Here is an 18,045-nt window from a genome sequence, read left to right on the forward strand (position 1 = left end):
AGGCTATTCTCCTTAATTGCATAGAGCGTTACTATTTGATAAGTATTTTGTCAAATGGATTGTTGTCCCGAAAGATTCGTTTGAAATAACTTCTACTTCATCCATAAAATTTTCCATGATAGTAAATCCCATTCCGGAACGCTCTAATTCAGGTTTAGTTGTAAAAAGGGGTTGTCTTGCTTCATCTAAATCAAAGATGCCAATCCCTTCATCTCGAATCGTGAGTTTCACCATTGCTTCTTCCAAAATTACAGAAATATAAACAACACCTTCTGCATTTCCTTCGTACCCATGAATAATTGCATTTGTAACTGCTTCTGAAACAACTGTTTTAATCTCCGTAAGTTCTTCCATCGTTGGGTCTAGTTGCGCAATAAAAGCAGCTACTGTAACACGAGCGAACGATTCATTTTGACTTAATGCTGAAAATTGAAGGTTCATTTCATTTCTCATTTATGCCACCCCCAACGTCGCGAGCGCATGCGCTTCACTTTCTTCTAAGCGAACAATTTTAAATAAGCCCGACATTTCAAATAAACGTTTAACAGGCGGTGAAATTGCACAAACAACCATTTCTCCACCTAATCCCTTTACATGCTTATATCGGCCTAATATAACACCTAAACCAGAACTATCCATAAACGATAAGTTCTCTAGGCTCAAAACAATATGATGAACACCATGTGTCTCAATCATATCTGTTACTTTCGTTCGCAACTCTTCAGCAGTATGATGATCTAATTCACCCGCTAGTCTCACACATAGGACGTCACGTTTTACTTCTAATTGCATGGAAAGACTCACACGATTTCCTCCTTATGCTCAAACTTTACTCATTTACATACATAAAGATTTTCGTGATACAACATAAGAATCCTTCCTACTGACAAAAGAAGAACTATTTCGCCATAAAGTGAAACCATTCAGCAATTATTTACTTTCATACGAATAGAAAAGCGGCAAAATATTTGCCGCTATTTTGATGTTGAAAACATCCCAAAACTTCTTTTAAATAACTCCCACCAGCTCGCTGCAGCAACATCTTCTTTTGCTACAATTGTTTGTTTTAATAAAACATCTTTATCTTTTTTAATAACAAGTGTACCAAGTGCATCGCCCTTTTTAATCGGCGCTTTCACTTTCTTTTCAGCAATTACTTCTTGCTTTACTTTGTCCATATTTTCGCCCTTCTTCATAAGAAGAGACACATTGTCTGACGCAACTAAATCTACTTTTTCTTTTTTCCCTTTTCCTACTTGGACAGTCTTAATTTTTTCGCCTCGTGTATACAATTTCTTTGTCATATATTGACCAAATGCGTAGTCAAGAAGCTTCGTTACTTGATTGTTCCGTTCTTTCGATGTAGGTGCACCCATAACAACTGAAATAATACGCATCCCATTCTTTTCAGCCGATGCTGTTAAACAATATTTTGCTTCTGTCGTAAAGCCCGTTTTCACACCATCTACTCCAGGATAGAAACGTACTAACTTATTCGTATTCACGAGCCAAAACTTCTTATCCGTATCTTCACGTAAATAGTCTTCGTATTTACCTGTGTATTTGCGAATAAGTGGGTACTTCATTAATTCTCTCGCCATTATAGCCATATCATTTGCTGTAGAATAATGGTCTTTAGCCGGAAGACCTGTTGGGTTTTGGAAATGAGTGTTTTTCAGTCCTAAATCTTTCGCTTTTTTGTTCATCATATTTACAAAACCTTCTTCTGAACCAGCGATATGCTCCGCTACTGCAACAGACGCATCATTTCCAGATGCAATGGCAATACCCTTTAGCATTTCATTTACAGTCATCTCTTCACCAGGCTCTAAAAAGATTTGTGATCCACCCATTGAAGCTGCATGCTCACTTGCTCTCACTTTATCGGTCAGTTTTAGTTTTCCTTTTTCAACTTGTTCCATAATTAATAGCATTGTCATAATCTTCGTCATACTAGCAGGTGGTAACTTCTCATTTGGATTTTTATCAAACAAAACTTTACCTGTATCTTGTTCAATTACAATTGCTGACGACGCTTGTTCCGCTAACTTCGGCGTTGTTTCTTCTGTTTTCTCCTGCTTCGTTTTCTCAGATTGTGCGAAACTAACTGAAGTACCAGAAAGCAATAACATGAAACAAACAAGTATTCCAAAAACTCGCTTCATGACTAACCCTCCATTCTATATCAGACCTATTTTTTCCAATTATTTATTTTTTAATACCATATTTTTCTAATATTTTCAGTTGACAAATACACTCATCACCTATATTGTATTAAGTGTATTATACACAGTAGTACACTTAATACAAGTCAGAAAGGAGACATTGCTCTTGCATATTCAACTTGATCCAAGAAGCAACACTCCGATATGGGAACAAATTGTTCAAAATATAAAAGAACTCGTATTAAAGAACATGTTAGCTCCAAGTGACAAACTACCTTCTGTACGCGAACTCGCTTCTTTACTCGTTATAAATCCAAATACAGTGAGTAAAGCGTACCAAGAGTTAGAGCGACAAGGGATTATTGAAACATTACGAGGAAAAGGAACATTTGTATCCCAATCGATTACCCCAACATTAGACGAAAGGAAAATCGCTATGGTTGAAAAGCAATTTCATCAATTACTATTAGAAGCCTCTTATCTTGGTGTTACGAAAGATAAAATTCATGATTGGATAGATTCATACTATAAAGAGATTGGAGGAAATCCGGATGCTGAAAGTGACGAACTTGAAGAAAACAATTGATAATCAAACGATTTTAGATGATGTTTCTTTCACATTACAAAAAGGAAGTATCATCGGATTACTCGGAAGAAACGGCGCGGGGAAAACAACTTTATTACGAACGATGGTCGGCATTTTAGACCCTGATGCAGGGACTGTTACATATGAAAATACAAACATTCATCAGTGTCCTGAAATAAAGCAAAAAATCGTATATGTCCCTGATTCTACTAACATACTGAACGGATATACAGTAAAAGAAATTGTGAAATTTTACAAATCGGTTTATACCGCATTTGATGAAGCATATTTTTATGAACTGTTAGAACGTTTTAACTTACCAAACAAACGAATTCGTAGCTATTCAAAAGGTATGAAAGCACTACTTGCCATCATTTTAGCCGTTTCTACAAAAGCAGACTATATCATTTTAGATGAACCGACAAACGGACTTGACCCTATCGTGAAACGGCAGATCCTCCAATTTCTCGTTGGAGAAGTTGCAGAAAAAGAGATTACCATTTTCATCTCAACTCACCATTTAGATGAGGTGGAACAAATCGCAGATACAATCATTATATTAAAAGGCCATACTATCTCGTCTATTACATCACTAGACGATGCAAAATCACGATTTGCAAAAATACAAGTAGCTTATGAACGTTCACTACCTCAAAAACTAGAAAACTTAAGCAATATTAAAATATTAAATCAAACAGGAAAAGTATTTACAATCTTAATTGAGGGAAATGTGGCTACAACACTGGAGAAGTTTTATAAAGAACAACCGATACTCATCGAAGAATTAACAATGTCACTTGAAGATGTCTTCGTTACGACACTAGAGGAGGATGGGTATGTTTCATAAGGCGTTGTGGATATGGCATTGGAAACGGGGGAAATATGCTGCGTTACTATTCTTCTTTAGTTCGCTTTATCTTCTATCTCTCGGATACTATAGAAGTGCTCAGATGGAGCTCGATAAATATTACGAATTACAAGAAAAAGGGGAACAGTATTATTATTTTTATACCTTTTCTGCACGCGATGGTAATAGTTTTTGGTTAACTGTTCTTATCATTGCTTTAGCCTGCTTATTGATAGGATGGGAACGGAGTAATCAATCTAATACACTACTTATGACGATGCCATTTAAAAGAAAAAATGTTTTCTTATCGAAATGGGCTTTCGGTTCCTTCTGTATTGTGAGCTCATTACTTATAAATTGGATTATTATGTATATTATTTATAGAACAACCATCCATTTTGATTATCAATCATTTAGTCCATTTCACCGATACTTTCTTTATGCGATAGTTTCTTATGTTGCAGTCTATACAGCTGCTCTATGTATCGGTACTTTTACTGGAAGTATTGTTTCACAGGTCATTTTTTGCATTCCATGGCTACTAATGGGGCTTACATTTATTCCACTAGTGTACACCTTTACGCTAAACCATTTAGAGGCTACCGATACTAAAAATAATAAATTAGATCAACAACTATATAAAATCAATCAAAAAACAAATATAGTTGTACCAATATATCGCTTTTCTATTGATTATAACTATCAGCCAGATTCTCGGAAGAAGGAAAAAGATCCAACTACTTTAAGAAATCCAGCATCTCACGTATATTATTCAGCCAAATCAATGTTAGTCCCTATTTTCTATACAATATTTTATTTACTACTTGGGACATATTTATATGTGCGTTCACCAAATGAAAATAGTCAAAAGATATTTATTTTCCAAAAGCATTTAAAAATATGGATATGGGGGACAACCATTTACTTTTCATTACTAGGTGGCTATAAAATCAATCAATTTTATTTCTTACCTAACTACTATATCAGTTTGTTTCTCGCTGGAATCATTACTTATGTTGTATTATCACGCCTAACAAATTATAAAGTTTTTTAAAGGAGAGATCCTATGTTTCAAAAAGCACTATGGCTAAGAACATATCAACAAAGTAAATATGTTGTATGGCTATTTTGGCTCGTCAGCTTCTATACTTTGTCATATAAATACTATATGACTTCTATTCAACAGCAACACTTTCTAAATGACAATAAAAAATGGAACTATATATATCATTATCACTTTGATTTAACACTTCTAGATCCTGTCATGCTATTAGGTAGCGTACTGATCATTCTAGCTTGTACGTTAATTGGATGGGAAAGACAAAATAACTCTAGCGACTTGTTATGGTCTATGCCCTTTAAACGTTCACACCTTTATATAACAAAGTGGTTGTTTGGAATCTGTAATATTACAGTAATTGTCGTTTCAAATTGGGGGCTATTTGCTATTATGAAAAAGTTGACTTTTCATAATAAATATCAAGTATTCTCCCCATTTCATAGTTACTTTATATACATGTTAATTGTATTATGTGCAATTTATACACTTGCCTTATGTGTAGGAACCATTGCAGGGAATATCATATCGCAAGGATTTCTCACTACAGCTATATTAATCTTTCCAGCTTTACTTCCATCACTTATCTCAGGAGTCATTGCTATTCACTCAAACACTGCATTTCATGAGGACAATAGCCTTATACATAATGTAATGGAAAACATACGTATTTCTAGCCCAGCAGAAGATTTTACTATTAACTTTAATTATGATCCACAAAGCGCTTACACTGATCAAAATGGAGTGCTTCATAACGAGCCAAACTTTACAAAGGTTCCACCGGTAAAAACATTGATTGGACCTATTGCACATATCCTTATTTTATTACCACTCGGTATTTATTTATATGCCCGTTCCGCCAATGAGCGAAATGGTAACTACTTACTATATCCAAAACTACAAAAAGTAGTTTTAGCTTGTGCGATTTTCTTTGGTGGGATCGTTGGAGGTTTAATACTAAGTCACAAGCAGTCATTGTCCAGCTTTTACATCGGATTTTTAGTGACTAGTTTCATTACGTATTTCTTCCTACCTAAAATATTAAAATGGAAAGTCTCTTGGAATTTTAAATAAAATAACCTCCTCTCTATGAGGAGGTTATTTTACATTCTCTCTTTTTTTCCCATACTCTTTTTCTTGCTTCGTTCCAAACCCGTCACCATTTGCTACAATTTGATCTGTTGGAGCAACTATGCTTTCCGCAATTCGCCATTCTCCCTCTTGTTGAATAAACACTTGCATAAAATAATTCATTCCATTTAATTGATACGAATTTTCTTTTTTCACTTCGTAACGCGCTGCAACATAATATACTTGCACATTCTCAGCCTCAAACTTAGAAATATATTGTGATAATCTCGGGATGTACTGCGATGCTTTTTGAAGTGGCAGTTGTTTTACTTTTACAAGAGAAGACTTTGTTACATTACTGATCGTATCTTCATGCCGAATGTTATCACTATGATGAAATAAAATAGCATTCTGCATGGAACGAATCCATAGTTTTGAATATAAAACAGGTTGCTTATTTGAAATATGGTGTAATTCTTTTTGAACGACTTGAAGAGGCGTTGCGGCATCCGCGAATTGATTAAAGCAGAAAAAACTTCCAATCATAATGAAAAGCATAGAAATACGTTTCATAATTTTTCACTCCGATTCTTTTTAATTAAAGTATTGGAGTTTCGAAATGTTTTTATTCAAAAGAAAAAGGATAGGAAAGCTTTCGCTTCCTATCCTCATTTATTATAATACGCGGCCAAATAGCTCTAATACCATTTCTATCTCTTGGTCGCTCCAACCTTTAAATCTCTCTTTATAATATTCTTTACGCACAGCTTCAAGTTTTTCAGTTACTTCTCTTCCGTGTTCTGTAATTTCTAAGTACACGATACGACGGTCTGAATTTGAACGCTTTCTTTCTACAAACCCTTTTCGTACGAGACGATCAGTAACAGCTGTAATATGACTGGAGGTTACGTTTACTTCACTCGCAATTTGCGAAGCCATCTGTGGACTGTTTAAAAATAACGCGCGTAATACAGAAAATTCATTGTATGGCATATGTTCTGCAAAACGTGTATTAATATCATTTTGTAATAAACGTATCATCTTTCGAAATGATCCGGATAACTCTAAAATCAGTGTTTCTCTTTTTTCGTTCACTAGCCTCGTCCCTTTTTTATCATATTTACACATATTATAATCTATAAATACCTATGTTGTATATGCTTTCTTCCCTCAACATTCTCATTTATGTAACTTTTTTCATATAAATTTCTTTTTTGTTCACACATATACATATAAAAAGGATGGTGATGGAAAATGCAGGGTGGAATAAATCCTTATTTACACAACGTACGCACAACTAATACTGGTAAAGAAGCGACTATTACTGTACAAGGTGAAGGTATTGTCAAAGCGAAACCCAATGTTGTTATATTAACACTTGGCATTCGAACTGATAGTAAAAATGTGAAACAAGCGCAAGAAGAAAATGCAGTGCAATCAAAACAATTGCTGGATGCACTTAAACAGCTTGGTATTGCTGATAAAGATATAGAAACGATTTCTTATACAATCACTCCTCAATATGAGTATGTAAATGATAAAGCGTTACTACAAGGATATCGTGTGGAACATTTGTATGAAATTACCGTTTTAAATGTACAAAAAGCAGGGGAAGTATATGATATAGCCGTTTCAAATGGAGCAAACGTAGCAAAAGGTTTACGTTTTCGAATATCTCATCCAAATAAATATTACGAGCAAGCTCTCATTCAAGCTCTGCAACAAGCGGTAGAAAAAGCTCGTGCTATTGCGAGTACATACAATTTAAACATTAATCCAGTTCCACTCTCATTCGTTGAAGAATCTGCCCAATTACCACGGGAAGTGACGTCCTACGCTACTTTACATGCGCAAGCAGCTCCGCCCATTCAATCAGGAGAATTAGAAATCATTTCAACAATACGAGCGATTTTTACGTATTTATAAATAATCTTATTTATAAGTAAACGTTATCATTTTCCTTGTTGTAAAAACATGATGTTCTGATATAATAAAGGACGGTGAGCTCTTACGAAAGAGATATCACGGGTGGGAGAGGGATATGAAAAAGAAGGTTTAACATGAAAGGAATACTTGATAGAACATTTAAATTAGGTTTACACGAAACATCACCAAAACAAGAAGTTTTAGCTGGAGTTACGTCATTTTTCACAATCGTATATATTATGATTGTAAATGCATCCATTTTATCCGATGCTGGCATTCCTCTTGAAGCTGGAATTTTAGCAACTGTTTTCAGTTCATTTGTCGGATGTCTGCTCATGGCATTTTGGGCAAATGCACCTGCTATTCTTGTCCCTGGTATGGGTGTAAATGCATTCTTCACGTACACTGCTGTGCATACGCTCGGATTAACTTGGCAAGAAGCATTAGCGGCTGTCTTCATCTCTGGTATTATTTTTGCAATTGCTGCGTTTACACCAATCGCTCGCGTGCTTTCAGTATCGATTCCAAAGTCATTAAAGGAAGCTATTACTGTCGGTATCGGATTATTTTTAGCATTTATCGGATTGCAAAAAGGTGGTTTAGTCGTTTCGAATCCAAATACTGCTGTTGCAATGGGTAAATTAAGTAACCCTGTCGTTCTTGCGACCGTGCTTACTCTTATCGTTGCACTTGTACTATTTATTCGTAACGTACGTGGAAGCTTTTTATGGACGATTGCAATAGGAACTGGTATTGCATGGCTATTTGGTCTTGTGGATACAAGTCAAATCGGAAATAGTTCATTCTCATTCGCGAGTTACGGCGATGTGTTTGGAGCTATGTCATTTGGCAAACTTTCTTCCTTACCGTTTTGGATTGCAACATTCTCCTTAAGCATGGTGCTTATTTTTGAGAACATGGGACTTCTGCACGGTTTATTAGAAGATGACCGTAAATTCCCACGTGCTTACCAAGCCAATGCAATTTCAGCAATGACATGTGGTCTATTTGGCACAAGCCCTACCGTATCAACAGTAGAGAGTGCCGCAGGTATTACTGCAGGCGGAAAGACAGGTCTGACGTCTATCGTTACAGGGTTGTTATTCTTTGCATCACTGTTTGCACTTCCGTTTGTCAAACTAATTCCTGATAGTGCCATTGCACCAATCTTAATTATTATTGGCGGCCTGATGATTACAAGCATTCAGCAAATTCCTCTGAACGATTTTTCAGAAGGATTTCCAGCGTTCTTAATTATCGTCATGATCCCGCTCACATATAGTATCGCTGATGGCATTGCGTTCGGATTTATTGCTTATCCTATCTTAAAAGTTGCTCTTGGAAAGCGTAAAGAAGTCGCACCGTCTATGTATATCGTTACATGCTTATTCTTAGCCATGTTCGTATTACATGCTATTGGTTAAGTAAAAACACCGAGGAATTTTCCTCGGTGTTTTTTTACTTAAACCATCCTTTTTTATAAAACCAAGCCATCATGCCTCCGCCAATTAGCGCCATTAGAAGTAGACAAATAAAATAGCTATACTGTCCACCAAGCTCTGGCATATGCGTAAAGTTCATTCCGTATACTCCCGCAATAAATGTTAATGGCATGAAAATAGTCGAGAATACAGTTAATGTTTTCATAATGTTATTCATATGATGCGAGTTTAATGAAAAATAGCTATCTCGAATATCTGCCGTTAACTCCCGGCTTGCTTCAATCATTTCTGTCAGTTTCAGTAAATGATCATGTATATCTTTAAAGTAAATTTCATGATCACTTATACCGTAAAAACGAGTCGAATTTAAAATACGATACAATAAATCACGCATCGGAATGATTGTACGCCTTAGTTTTGATAAATCTGCACGTATATCAAATACTTCTTCTAGTACACTTCCTGCTGTCTCACCTGTTAAATTATCATCAATTGCATTTAAATGATCCTCAATGTAATATACAGGCGCAAAATAGTCGTCCACAATTTGGTCGATAATGGTATGTGCTACGTGTAAAGGACTATTTTTAATACGCTTCTTTTCTCCAAGTGTTTTCCATACTCTTTCGATTGCATTGTTATGAGAAAAGTGGAAGGAAACAATATAACGATCACTAATAAATAAATCGATCTCGTGCGGTTCTAATCCATCCTCACCAAATGCATGAAGAACTAAAAAGTTATATCCATCATAAAAATCAACTTTTGGCCTCTGTACATATTCTATACAGTCTTCAATTGCAAGGGGATGGAACTTAAAATGATCTTGCAAAATGTATGTATACTCTTCTTTCGTTGGCTTATATAAATCTAGCCAATACCATGCAATATGGTCTTTCGTTGTTTCTTCTAGCGAAACATCATATAATACTTCATCTGTTTTTGTTATTGCACAAATTCTAATCATAATTTCACCCATTATTATTATAAACAAAAAATAGCAAAAAAAGCCAAGGAGAAATACTCCTTGGCCTTTTTTTATTACTTCGTTACAATACCATGCACTAAAGTTGGTGCATCTACGTGGTCTGTAGAGATCTTCATGTTCTCATAAATTTTTGCTTTTACATCTTCCACATTTTCACGGTTTGCGAAAATGGTAACAAGGGATTCACCTTTTTTCACGCTGTCCCCTACTTTTTTGCGAAGCATTAAGCCCACTGCTAAATCAATTTCAGATTCCTTCGTCGCACGTCCTGCTCCTAAAAGCATTGCTGCTGTTCCGATTTCATCTGCAACGATTTCTGATACATAACCGTCTTCCTTCGCTTCTACTTCAATTTTAAACTGTGCTTGTGGTAATTTTGAAGGATCATCAACAACAGATGCATCGCCGCCTTGTGCTGATAAGAACGTTTTAAATGATTCTAGCGCTTTACCGTTGTTCATGACTTCAATTAATTTCTCACGTGCATCTTCTAAAGATGAAGCTTGTCCAGCAAGGTATACCATTTGACTTCCAAGTGTTAAACATAACTCCTCTAAATCTTTTGGTCCTTTACCTTGTAACGTATCAATTGCTTCTTGTACTTCAAGTGCGTTACCAATCGCCTCACCAAGTGGTTGACTCATATCAGAAATAACAGCCATCGTATTACGACCAACGTTATTACCAATGCGCACCATTGCTTCTGCTAAACGTTTTGCGTCTTCATCTGTTTTCATAAATGCACCTGCTCCAGTTTTTACATCAAGAACAATTGCATCTGCACCAGCAGCAATTTTTTTACTCATAATCGAGCTTGCAATAAGCGGAATTGAGTTTACTGTTGCCGTTACATCACGAAGTGCATACAATTTTTTATCCGCAGGTGTTAAGTTTCCGCTTTGACCAATAACTGCGATTTTATTTTCATTTACAAGACGCATGAATTCATCATTTTCGATTTCAACATGGAATCCTGGAACTGCTTCTAATTTATCAATTGTACCACCAGTATGTCCTAGACCACGTCCAGACATTTTTGCAACCGGTACACCTAAAGCGGCTACTAATGGACCTAATACAAGTGTTGTTGTATCACCAACGCCACCTGTTGAGTGCTTATCTACTTTTACTCCTTCAATAGCTGATAAGTCGATTGTATCACCGCTATTTACCATTGCCATAGTTAAATCAGCACGTTCTTGATCGTTCATATCTTGGAAGAAAATTGCCATTGCAAGTGAACTTACTTGATAATCAGGAATATCACCATTCGTATATCCTTCAACAATAAAGTTAATTTCTTCTGTCGTTAATGCATGTCCGTCACGTTTTTTTGCAATTAGGTCCACCATTCTCATTGTGAGGTCACCCCTTCATTTGTTTTACGATTGCTTTTACTAATGCTAAGAAATTAGCTTTAACACGTTCTGTCGTTTCGATTACTTCATCGTGGTGAAGTGGCTGATCTAAAATACCAGCTGCCATATTTGAAATACAAGAAATACCAAGTACTTTCATACCAGCATGACGCGCTACAATTACTTCAGGTACTGTTGACATACCAACTGCATCTCCGCCAAGTGTACGAAGCATACGAATTTCAGCAGGTGTTTCATATACAGGACCTGTCATTCCAACGTATACACCTTCTTGTACTTTAATATTTAGGTCTGCTGCGACTTGTTTCGCCATTTCACGAAGCTCTGTCGTATATGATGTAGACATATCAGGGAAACGTACACCCATTTCAGAATCATTTGGTCCGATTAATGGATTTGTACCCATGAAGTTAATATGGTCTGAAATTAACATAAGATCGCCTGGCTCGAATGATGTATTTACACCACCAGCTGCATTTGTTACAACAACTGTTTCTACACCTAGTTCTTTCATAACACGAACTGGGAATGTTACTTTTTGCATGTCGTATCCTTCATAGAAGTGGAAACGTCCTTGCATTGCTACTACTGTAACACCTTGAAGTGTACCGAATACTAATTGACCTGCATGTCCTTCTACAGTTGATACTGGGAATTCAGGGATTTCACTGTAAGGTACTGTTACTGCGTTCTCGATTTCATCTGCTAATACACCTAGTCCTGATCCAAGGATTAGTCCTACTTGTGGCGTTTCTTGAAATTTCTCTTTTAAGTATGAAGCTGATTTTGTAATAAGTTCACGATTCATTTGTTTATCCCCCTATTTCTTTAGCTCGTTTAAGAAGCTTGTTCCGTGTTCTGGCATTTTCACACCGAAGTTTTCTGCTACCGTTGCACCAATATCAGCAAATGTTTGGCGAAGTGATAATTCTTGTCCGCCATCTTTCATGCTTGGGCTATATGCTAATAACGGTACATATTCACGTGTATGATCAGTACCGTGGTGAACTGGATCATTACCATGGTCTGCTGTAATTAATAATAAATCATCTTCTTTTAGTTTTTCGAATACTTCTGGAAGACGTGCATCATAGTCTTGCAGTGCTTCTCCATATCCTTGTGGATCACGGCGGTGACCGAATAATGCATCAAAGTCAACTAAGTTTAAGAAGCTAAGACCTGTAAAGTCCATGTTTAATGTATCTACAAGCTTATCCATTCCATCCATGTTAGACTTCGTACGAAGTGATTCAGTTACCCCTTCACCATCATAGATGTCAGAGATTTTACCGATAGCAATCACATCGTAGTCACTATCTTTTAATTCATTCATTACCGTACGGCCGAATGGTTTTAACGCATAATCATGACGGTTTGGTGTACGTGTGAATTTCCCTGGTTCTCCAACGAATGGACGAGCGATAACACGACCTACCATGTACTTTTCATCTAACGTTAATTCACGTGCAATTTTACAAATTTTATATAACTCTTCAAGTGGCACTACTTCTTCGTGTGCTGCGATTTGTAATACGCTATCAGCAGAAGTGTAAACGATTAAAGAACCTGTTTCCATTTGTTCTTGACCAAGTTCATCAAGAATCTCAGTTCCAGAAGCTGGTTTATTACCGATGATTTTACGACCTGTTTTTTCTTCTAATTCATCAAGTAATTCTTTTGGGAATCCTTCAGGGAACACTTGGAATGGTGTATCAATGTAAAGACCCATGATTTCCCAGTGTCCTGTCATTGTATCTTTACCAGTAGATTTTTCTTGCATTTTTGTATAATATCCAAGTGGTTTTTCTACTTTAGAGATACCTTTCATTTCACGAATGTTACCAAGACCTAACTTCACCATATTTGGCATTTGTAATCCATTCATATGTTCAGCAATGTGACCAATTGTGTCAGAACCTAAATCACCAAATTGCTCAGCATCCGGTGCTTCGCCGATTCCTACAGAGTCCATTACGACTAGGAATATACGTTTATATTTATTCATAACTGCGACCTCCTATAAGTTCAGTTCTACTTCTTGTAGTATGTTCAAAACGCTATAAAGTGAAACTGTTCTCCATAAGAATTATCTTTCGTTCTCATTGTCAAACAGTACTTCTTTAAATGATTCTCTAACCTATTTCGTTTACTTTGAAACGACTCAAAAACATTTCTAGTTTTTCCTAAGTCAGATGTCAGACATCTGATACGGATATCATACCATGTTTACGCTTTCTTTTTAATACATTTTCGTAGATTTTCTCATTTTCTTCACAATTCTATTGTAATCCATTATGCAAAGAAGTGCTAATTATTTTATGATTTATTTCTTCATATAAAGTGAAAAAATAATTAGCTCACAAATAACGAGATAAAGTGAAACTTTAATCAGTGGGGGGTTCTTCATCCCCCACTGATTATTAGTTGAACCAATCGGACTTTAATGGGCAGTTGATCCCCCACCTAACTTCTTTGCTTTCGTTGAATTTTGAGGTGGGGGTCTTACTGCCCATTAAAGCGGGATAAAAATAAAAAGTAGCTCTAAAGAGCTACTTTTTATTTTACTTCTACTGTTTCTTCTTTATGTTCATGCAGTTCGCCTTTTTTAACATGAACTTTCACTTTGTAAGAACCGTTTTCTTTGAAAGTATGTTTCGTTTCATACTCTCCTTTATTTCCTTCTTTCGCTGGAATAAATTCGTGTTTTTCAACACCATCTTTCCAAATCTCAAGTTGTACTTCAGCACCAGTTAACGCTTCTTCTTTTTGTTTTAAATGAACTTTCATAGTCGATTCAGCGTTTACTTTTATGTCACCAGCCATAAGGTGGATCATTGTATCGCTTTTATGATCGTCATGCCCTGCACCGTGATCACTATTTTCTTTTTTCGCATCTTCTACTTTTGCATTTCCTACAGCCACTTTATGTTCTGGCATAACATGCATATCGCGTGCATTTGTATGAGGAATAATATGATATACTCCATCAGTTTCAAATGTTTTTTCTACTGCATAAACACCTTTTCCTTTATGCTTACCATCTAACATCTCGTGTTTCTCGTCGCCATCTTTCCAAATTTCAAACTTTACATCATCAGCATCCGTTACTCTTTCTTTTCCTTGCGTAACAAGTGCTTGTACTTCTGTTTTTTCACCAGGTTTAATTTCTTTCGGATTCGTTTGAACCGCTACGTTTATACTTTCAAGTTTCTTTTCTTTTTTCGGTTCTTCTTTGTTTGTATTACAGCCAGCCAATGCTAACATCGCGATAAATAATGTCATAATAAGTTTTTTCATCATCATTTCCTCCTTTATACCTTATTTAGTATAGAGGAAATGCATTGTAATATTCTAGTCTTCTGCTGAAAACAATGTACGAAATGTTTGTGAAGTTTCTGTGAAACGCTCTATCCTTCTGAATCTATGAAAAAAGAGCATAGTAACTATGCTCTCGGATGAAACTGTTTATATACATCTTTTAATCTAGCTTTTGAAACATGCGTATAAATTTGCGTCGTCGAAATATCAGCATGTCCAAGCATTTCTTGCACAGCACGCAAGTCTGCTCCATTTTCTAATAAATGCGTAGCAAAAGAATGGCGCAACGTATGCGGTGTAAGCTCTTTTTCAATATTTGCTTCTTTCGCTAATCGTTTTAAAATTTTCCAAAATCCTTGTCTTGATAATCGATTTCCATGATGGTTTAAAAAGAGTGCATCTACTACCTTTTTACCCATCAATTCTCTTCTTCCCTTTTCAATATACTTTTGAATCGCTTCCGTCGCTAAACTTCCTAGTGGAATAATTCTTTCTTTATTCCCTTTCCCTATGCAACGAACAAATCCCATCGTTAAATGTACATCTTCTAAATTTAAGGCAATTAATTCCGAAACACGAAGTCCTGTCGCATACAATAACTCTAGCATCGCTTTATCACGAACCCCAAAAGCACTCGTCATTTTTGGTGTCTGAAGCAACGCTTCTACTTCATCGATTGATAGTACTTTCGGTAATTTCCGTTCTCCTTGCGGCGTTTCAATATGTACGGATGGATCGTGCTCTACCGCTCGTTCACGAAGTAAGAATTGGTGAAACGAACGAATCGATGCAATATGACGTGCTAATGTTTTCGAAGATTTTCCGTTTTCTTTTAAGTGCTGCAGAAAATTAACAATGTGTAAGCGTGTCACTTCATGAAAGCTTTTCGCCTGTTCTACATTTTGCAAATACTTTACATAACTTTTTAAATCACGTTCATAAGATACTACTGTATTTTTCGCAAGCCCTTTTTCGACAACCATATAATGAATAAAATCTTTTAATTGATCTTCCAATCTACACTACTCCCCATTTTCATAGAAAAACATCATTCTATTTACGAAAGCATCCTTTGCCGGCTCTTCATTCCCTGATACTTTTTCTACAGTCTCTTCTTGTGGTTTTTCATAACGATGATAGCTTTCATATTCTTCATTTATCCATAGTATAGCGAAATAAAACAAAATCGTACAACTTGTAAATAATAAAAATACTTTTATTCCATCAAAAGTTAATTTTAAAGCTCGGCGCATTGTAAACTCCTCCAAAATATAAGTTATTACAACATATGCCAAGCTTTCACCAATTTATACCTTATTCAAATAAAAAACCTCTTCCTAGATAAATAGGAAAAGGTTATTTTTCATCCGTTTCATTTTCTTGACAATTTTTACAAATCCCATGGAATGTTAAACGATGATCTTTCACCTTAAAGCTCCAGTCATGTTCTACTTTCCTTTCCACTTCACCAAGTAAATCTTCTTGTATTTCTTGTACAGCACCACATTGTGTACAAATCAAATGATGGTGGAAACGCTGCGCACCTTCTTGGCGTAAGTCATAGCGTGAAACACCGTCTCCGAAGTTAATCTTATCGACAACTTTTAACTCAGATAATAGTTCTAAAGTTCGATAGACGGTTGCTAGTCCGATCTCTGGCGACTTTTCTTTTACAAGGAGGTAAACATCTTCTGCGCTTAAATGATCTTCTTCATTTTCTAGCAGCACACGAACTGTTGCTTCACGTTGCGGTGTTAACTTGTAGCTCGCTGCATGTAATTGCTTCTTAATTCGTTCAATTCTTTCTTCCATTCGGTACTACTCCCTCCTCGCCACTCTTACACCATTATATCAGAAGAAGGGCTTCTGTCAAAAGAAAAACAATAAAAACAAATTGATAATTATTCTCATAAAGTATTTATTGTTTATTAATAGCTTCAACGACTTCTTTCATTAAAACTGGTGATGCATAAGCTTCTACACTAGAAGCAAGAGCTAACACCGCTCCAATTATAAGAAAGAAGCATGTATAACGAATTAATAACGGTAATAGTGGCTCGGTTATTTTCCGAATAAATTGATGCCTAATCATGCGTAAGGAAAAGCTTGCTGCAATTGTTGTCATAACGAGAAATACTGGAATAATAATGAGGTTTTGTGGCAACACAGAAACGAATGCTAATAATAATCCATTCCATCCATGCTGACTGACTAAAAAACCTACTGTAAATCCGACAACTACTCCTTTTACAAACAATAAAATAAAAATAAGTGGCAATCCAATAATTGAAATCCCCAAAATCCAAATAAATCCAATGTATTTTAATTGCGAAAAGTAACTTTCTCGAAACATTTCGCTTGCAATAGCAAATTCTCCTTTAGAAACTTGTCCAAAAAAACGTTGTAAATAAAATGATAAATCTTGTTTTTGATTTAATTGTAGACTATTTACAAGAATGGCCCCAAATATTACTCCCATCAATAATAAAACAGCGTTAAATATATATAATGAAGAGTTTTCCTGTATGTGAGACATTACACGGTCTTGCCAAGTTTTTCGCCACATTTTTCTTCCCTCCGTTCACACTCTTACTAAAAATGTATGAAAGAAAGAAAAAAGTATGACGAATTAACATTGAAATTCCGCTCTACTTTGCTAAACTAAAAAGTAGAGAATAGGAGGGATTTCTCTTGAAACCATTATTATTAGATTTTCCAACATTATTTCAAACTGAACGCTTACAAGTTCGTAAGCCATTTCCAGGTGATGGTGCAGAAGTGTATGAAGCAATCCAAGCTTCTCTAGAAGACTTAGTACCGTGGATGCCAATTAACGCTGAAACAGAAGAAAGTGCTGAAGAAATCGTTCGTAATGCTCACGGACAGTTTTTACTTCGTGAGACACTTGATTTTCACTTATACGATAAAGTATCTGGTACATTCATCGGGGCTATAACACTCAAGCCTGAAAACTGGGATATTCCAAAGTTTTCACTTCACTTCTGGCTGCATAGTGCGTATACAAAACAGGGCTATATGACTGAAGCTATTAAAGGTGCCATTCAATTTGCCTTCGATAAGCTAAGTGCTAGAAGAATTGAAATTCGTATTGATGCAACAAATACAAATGCATGTAACTTAGCAGAACGTTTAGAATTTATTCTAGAAGGTACAATGGAAAATGATTTCATAGCACCAGACGGTAGCTTACGTGATGCACGCGTATACGCAAAAATCAATTAAAAAACACTCGCCTTTGGCGAGTG

21 protein-coding genes are annotated in these 18,045 nt (G+C 35.9%); 7 read left to right on the forward strand and 14 right to left on the reverse strand.

Annotated elements, in window-relative coordinates:
- Positions 1-12: 12 nt before the first annotated feature.
- The 3 genes from spoIIAB to dacF all read right to left on the reverse strand — a co-directional run bounded on the left by spoIIAB (position 13) and on the right by dacF (position 2,165).
- Positions 13-453 carry an anti-sigma F factor gene (gene spoIIAB, locus PDL00_RS10905; RefSeq protein WP_001243399.1) on the reverse strand — a complete coding sequence of 147 codons (441 nt, stop codon included), beginning with the start codon at positions 451-453 and terminating at the stop codon, positions 13-15.
- Complete coding sequence (gene spoIIAA, locus PDL00_RS10910; RefSeq protein ID WP_000059133.1) at positions 454-804, reverse strand: anti-sigma F factor antagonist; 351 nt, start codon at positions 802-804, stop codon at positions 454-456. It abuts the gene before it with no gap.
- 170 nt (positions 805-974) lie between these two features.
- Entirely contained in the window at positions 975-2,165 is a 1,191-nt protein-coding gene (gene dacF / locus PDL00_RS10915) for a serine-type D-Ala-D-Ala carboxypeptidase DacF (RefSeq protein WP_000831995.1), read from the reverse strand.
- A gap of 166 nt (positions 2,166-2,331) precedes the next feature.
- Here dacF and PDL00_RS10920 point away from each other — a divergent pair, with 166 nt between their 5' ends.
- From PDL00_RS10920 to PDL00_RS10935, 4 genes are read left to right on the forward strand one after another with little or no spacing between them, the layout of a single operon-like run.
- Positions 2,332-2,751, forward strand: coding sequence for a GntR family transcriptional regulator (locus PDL00_RS10920; protein WP_142952734.1), 420 nt, complete (start codon positions 2,332-2,334; stop codon positions 2,749-2,751).
- Positions 2,717-3,598, forward strand: coding sequence for an ABC transporter ATP-binding protein (locus PDL00_RS10925; RefSeq protein ID WP_242253871.1), 882 nt, complete (start codon positions 2,717-2,719; stop codon positions 3,596-3,598). The genes PDL00_RS10920 and PDL00_RS10925 overlap by 35 nt, the downstream gene beginning before the upstream one ends.
- A complete protein-coding gene (locus PDL00_RS10930; protein WP_270728990.1) occupies positions 3,588-4,652 on the forward strand; it encodes an ABC transporter permease in 1,065 nt (354 codons plus the stop codon). Before PDL00_RS10925 ends, PDL00_RS10930 begins: the two co-directional genes overlap by 11 nt.
- Before the next feature lie 12 nt (positions 4,653-4,664).
- Positions 4,665-5,729, forward strand: coding sequence for an ABC transporter permease subunit (locus PDL00_RS10935; protein WP_242253873.1), 1,065 nt, complete (start codon positions 4,665-4,667; stop codon positions 5,727-5,729).
- A gap of 24 nt (positions 5,730-5,753) precedes the next feature.
- On the opposite strand, the gene PDL00_RS10940 is transcribed toward PDL00_RS10935, so the two are convergent.
- Positions 5,754-6,299 carry a hypothetical protein gene (locus PDL00_RS10940; RefSeq protein WP_270728991.1) on the reverse strand — a complete coding sequence of 182 codons (546 nt, stop codon included), beginning with the start codon at positions 6,297-6,299 and terminating at the stop codon, positions 5,754-5,756.
- 102 nt (positions 6,300-6,401) lie between these two features.
- Positions 6,402-6,821, reverse strand: coding sequence for a MarR family winged helix-turn-helix transcriptional regulator (locus PDL00_RS10945; RefSeq protein WP_001003313.1), 420 nt, complete (start codon positions 6,819-6,821; stop codon positions 6,402-6,404).
- Between the two features lie 159 nt (positions 6,822-6,980).
- Here PDL00_RS10945 and PDL00_RS10950 point away from each other — a divergent pair, with 159 nt between their 5' ends.
- Both PDL00_RS10950 and PDL00_RS10955 read left to right on the forward strand, forming a co-directional pair.
- Entirely contained in the window at positions 6,981-7,652 is a 672-nt protein-coding gene (locus PDL00_RS10950; RefSeq protein ID WP_242253878.1) for an SIMPL domain-containing protein, read from the forward strand.
- Positions 7,653-7,786: 134 nt separating this feature from the next.
- Positions 7,787-9,076: an NCS2 family permease gene (locus tag PDL00_RS10955; protein WP_242253879.1), complete on the forward strand. Its 1,290-nt coding sequence runs from the start codon at positions 7,787-7,789 to the stop codon at positions 9,074-9,076.
- Positions 9,077-9,110: 34 nt separating this feature from the next.
- On the opposite strand, the gene corA is transcribed toward PDL00_RS10955, so the two are convergent.
- The 9 genes from corA to spoIIM form a co-directional block, all read right to left on the reverse strand.
- Entirely contained in the window at positions 9,111-10,073 is a 963-nt protein-coding gene (gene corA / locus PDL00_RS10960) for a magnesium/cobalt transporter CorA (RefSeq protein WP_242253880.1), read from the reverse strand.
- 62 nt (positions 10,074-10,135) lie between these two features.
- On the reverse strand, positions 10,136-11,440 hold the full coding sequence (locus PDL00_RS10965) for a pyrimidine-nucleoside phosphorylase (protein WP_242253881.1): 1,305 nt from the start codon (positions 11,438-11,440) through the stop codon (positions 10,136-10,138).
- Positions 11,441-11,447: 7 nt separating this feature from the next.
- Positions 11,448-12,269, reverse strand: coding sequence for a purine-nucleoside phosphorylase (locus PDL00_RS10970; RefSeq protein ID WP_001078444.1), 822 nt, complete (start codon positions 12,267-12,269; stop codon positions 11,448-11,450).
- Between the two features lie 12 nt (positions 12,270-12,281).
- Complete coding sequence (deoB, locus tag PDL00_RS10975) at positions 12,282-13,466, reverse strand: phosphopentomutase (protein ID WP_242253882.1); 1,185 nt, start codon at positions 13,464-13,466, stop codon at positions 12,282-12,284.
- A gap of 551 nt (positions 13,467-14,017) precedes the next feature.
- Positions 14,018-14,761 (reverse strand): FixH family protein, encoded by a 744-nt coding sequence (locus PDL00_RS10980; RefSeq protein ID WP_242253883.1) that lies wholly within the window; start codon positions 14,759-14,761, stop codon positions 14,018-14,020.
- A 143-nt stretch (positions 14,762-14,904) separates the two neighbouring features.
- Positions 14,905-15,795: a site-specific tyrosine recombinase XerD gene (gene xerD / locus PDL00_RS10985; RefSeq protein ID WP_000390083.1), complete on the reverse strand. Its 891-nt coding sequence runs from the start codon at positions 15,793-15,795 to the stop codon at positions 14,905-14,907.
- A 6-nt stretch (positions 15,796-15,801) separates the two neighbouring features.
- Positions 15,802-16,032: a YqzK family protein gene (locus PDL00_RS10990; protein ID WP_001250433.1), complete on the reverse strand. Its 231-nt coding sequence runs from the start codon at positions 16,030-16,032 to the stop codon at positions 15,802-15,804.
- 103 nt (positions 16,033-16,135) lie between these two features.
- The gene (gene fur, locus PDL00_RS10995) at positions 16,136-16,591 is read right to left on the reverse strand and encodes a ferric iron uptake transcriptional regulator (protein ID WP_000392655.1); all 456 of its coding nucleotides are present in this window, start codon (positions 16,589-16,591) and stop codon (positions 16,136-16,138) included.
- Between the two features lie 106 nt (positions 16,592-16,697).
- Entirely contained in the window at positions 16,698-17,315 is a 618-nt protein-coding gene (spoIIM, locus tag PDL00_RS11000; protein WP_229200852.1) for a stage II sporulation protein M, read from the reverse strand.
- Positions 17,316-17,470: 155 nt separating this feature from the next.
- Between spoIIM and PDL00_RS11005 the strand changes: the two genes are divergently transcribed.
- Positions 17,471-18,022, forward strand: a complete 552-nt coding sequence (locus PDL00_RS11005) for a GNAT family N-acetyltransferase (RefSeq protein WP_000803488.1) — start codon at positions 17,471-17,473, stop codon at positions 18,020-18,022.
- Positions 18,023-18,045: the final 23 nt, after the last annotated feature.

This window comes from Bacillus cereus group sp. TH152-1LC (assembly GCF_027710505.1).
GTDB classification, from domain to species: domain Bacteria; phylum Bacillota; class Bacilli; order Bacillales; family Bacillaceae_G; genus Bacillus_A; species Bacillus_A mobilis.

What these genes read in the sequence shown, in the direction of transcription:
- spoIIAB (WP_001243399.1), bottom strand. Translation starts at nt 453, where the DNA reads ATGAGAAATGAAATGAACCTTCAATTTTCAGCATTAAGTCAAAATGAA.
- dacF (WP_000831995.1), bottom strand. Translation starts at nt 2,165, where the DNA reads ATGAAGCGAGTTTTTGGAATACTTGTTTGTTTCATGTTATTGCTTTCT.
- PDL00_RS10925 (WP_242253871.1), top strand. Translation starts at nt 2,717, where the DNA reads ATGCTGAAAGTGACGAACTTGAAGAAAACAATTGATAATCAAACGATT.
- PDL00_RS10930 (WP_270728990.1), top strand. Translation starts at nt 3,588, where the DNA reads ATGTTTCATAAGGCGTTGTGGATATGGCATTGGAAACGGGGGAAATAT.
- PDL00_RS10935 (WP_242253873.1), top strand. Translation starts at nt 4,665, where the DNA reads ATGTTTCAAAAAGCACTATGGCTAAGAACATATCAACAAAGTAAATAT.
- PDL00_RS10940 (WP_270728991.1), bottom strand. Translation starts at nt 6,299, where the DNA reads ATGAAACGTATTTCTATGCTTTTCATTATGATTGGAAGTTTTTTCTGC.
- PDL00_RS10950 (WP_242253878.1), top strand. Translation starts at nt 6,981, where the DNA reads ATGCAGGGTGGAATAAATCCTTATTTACACAACGTACGCACAACTAAT.
- PDL00_RS10955 (WP_242253879.1), top strand. Translation starts at nt 7,787, where the DNA reads ATGAAAGGAATACTTGATAGAACATTTAAATTAGGTTTACACGAAACA.
- corA (WP_242253880.1), bottom strand. Translation starts at nt 10,073, where the DNA reads ATGGGTGAAATTATGATTAGAATTTGTGCAATAACAAAAACAGATGAA.
- PDL00_RS10965 (WP_242253881.1), bottom strand. Translation starts at nt 11,440, where the DNA reads ATGAGAATGGTGGACCTAATTGCAAAAAAACGTGACGGACATGCATTA.
- PDL00_RS10970 (WP_001078444.1), bottom strand. Translation starts at nt 12,269, where the DNA reads ATGAATCGTGAACTTATTACAAAATCAGCTTCATACTTAAAAGAGAAA.
- deoB (WP_242253882.1), bottom strand. Translation starts at nt 13,466, where the DNA reads ATGAATAAATATAAACGTATATTCCTAGTCGTAATGGACTCTGTAGGA.
- PDL00_RS10980 (WP_242253883.1), bottom strand. Translation starts at nt 14,761, where the DNA reads ATGATGAAAAAACTTATTATGACATTATTTATCGCGATGTTAGCATTG.
- PDL00_RS10990 (WP_001250433.1), bottom strand. Translation starts at nt 16,032, where the DNA reads ATGCGCCGAGCTTTAAAATTAACTTTTGATGGAATAAAAGTATTTTTA.
- fur (WP_000392655.1), bottom strand. Translation starts at nt 16,591, where the DNA reads ATGGAAGAAAGAATTGAACGAATTAAGAAGCAATTACATGCAGCGAGC.
- spoIIM (WP_229200852.1), bottom strand. Translation starts at nt 17,315, where the DNA reads ATGTCTCACATACAGGAAAACTCTTCATTATATATATTTAACGCTGTT.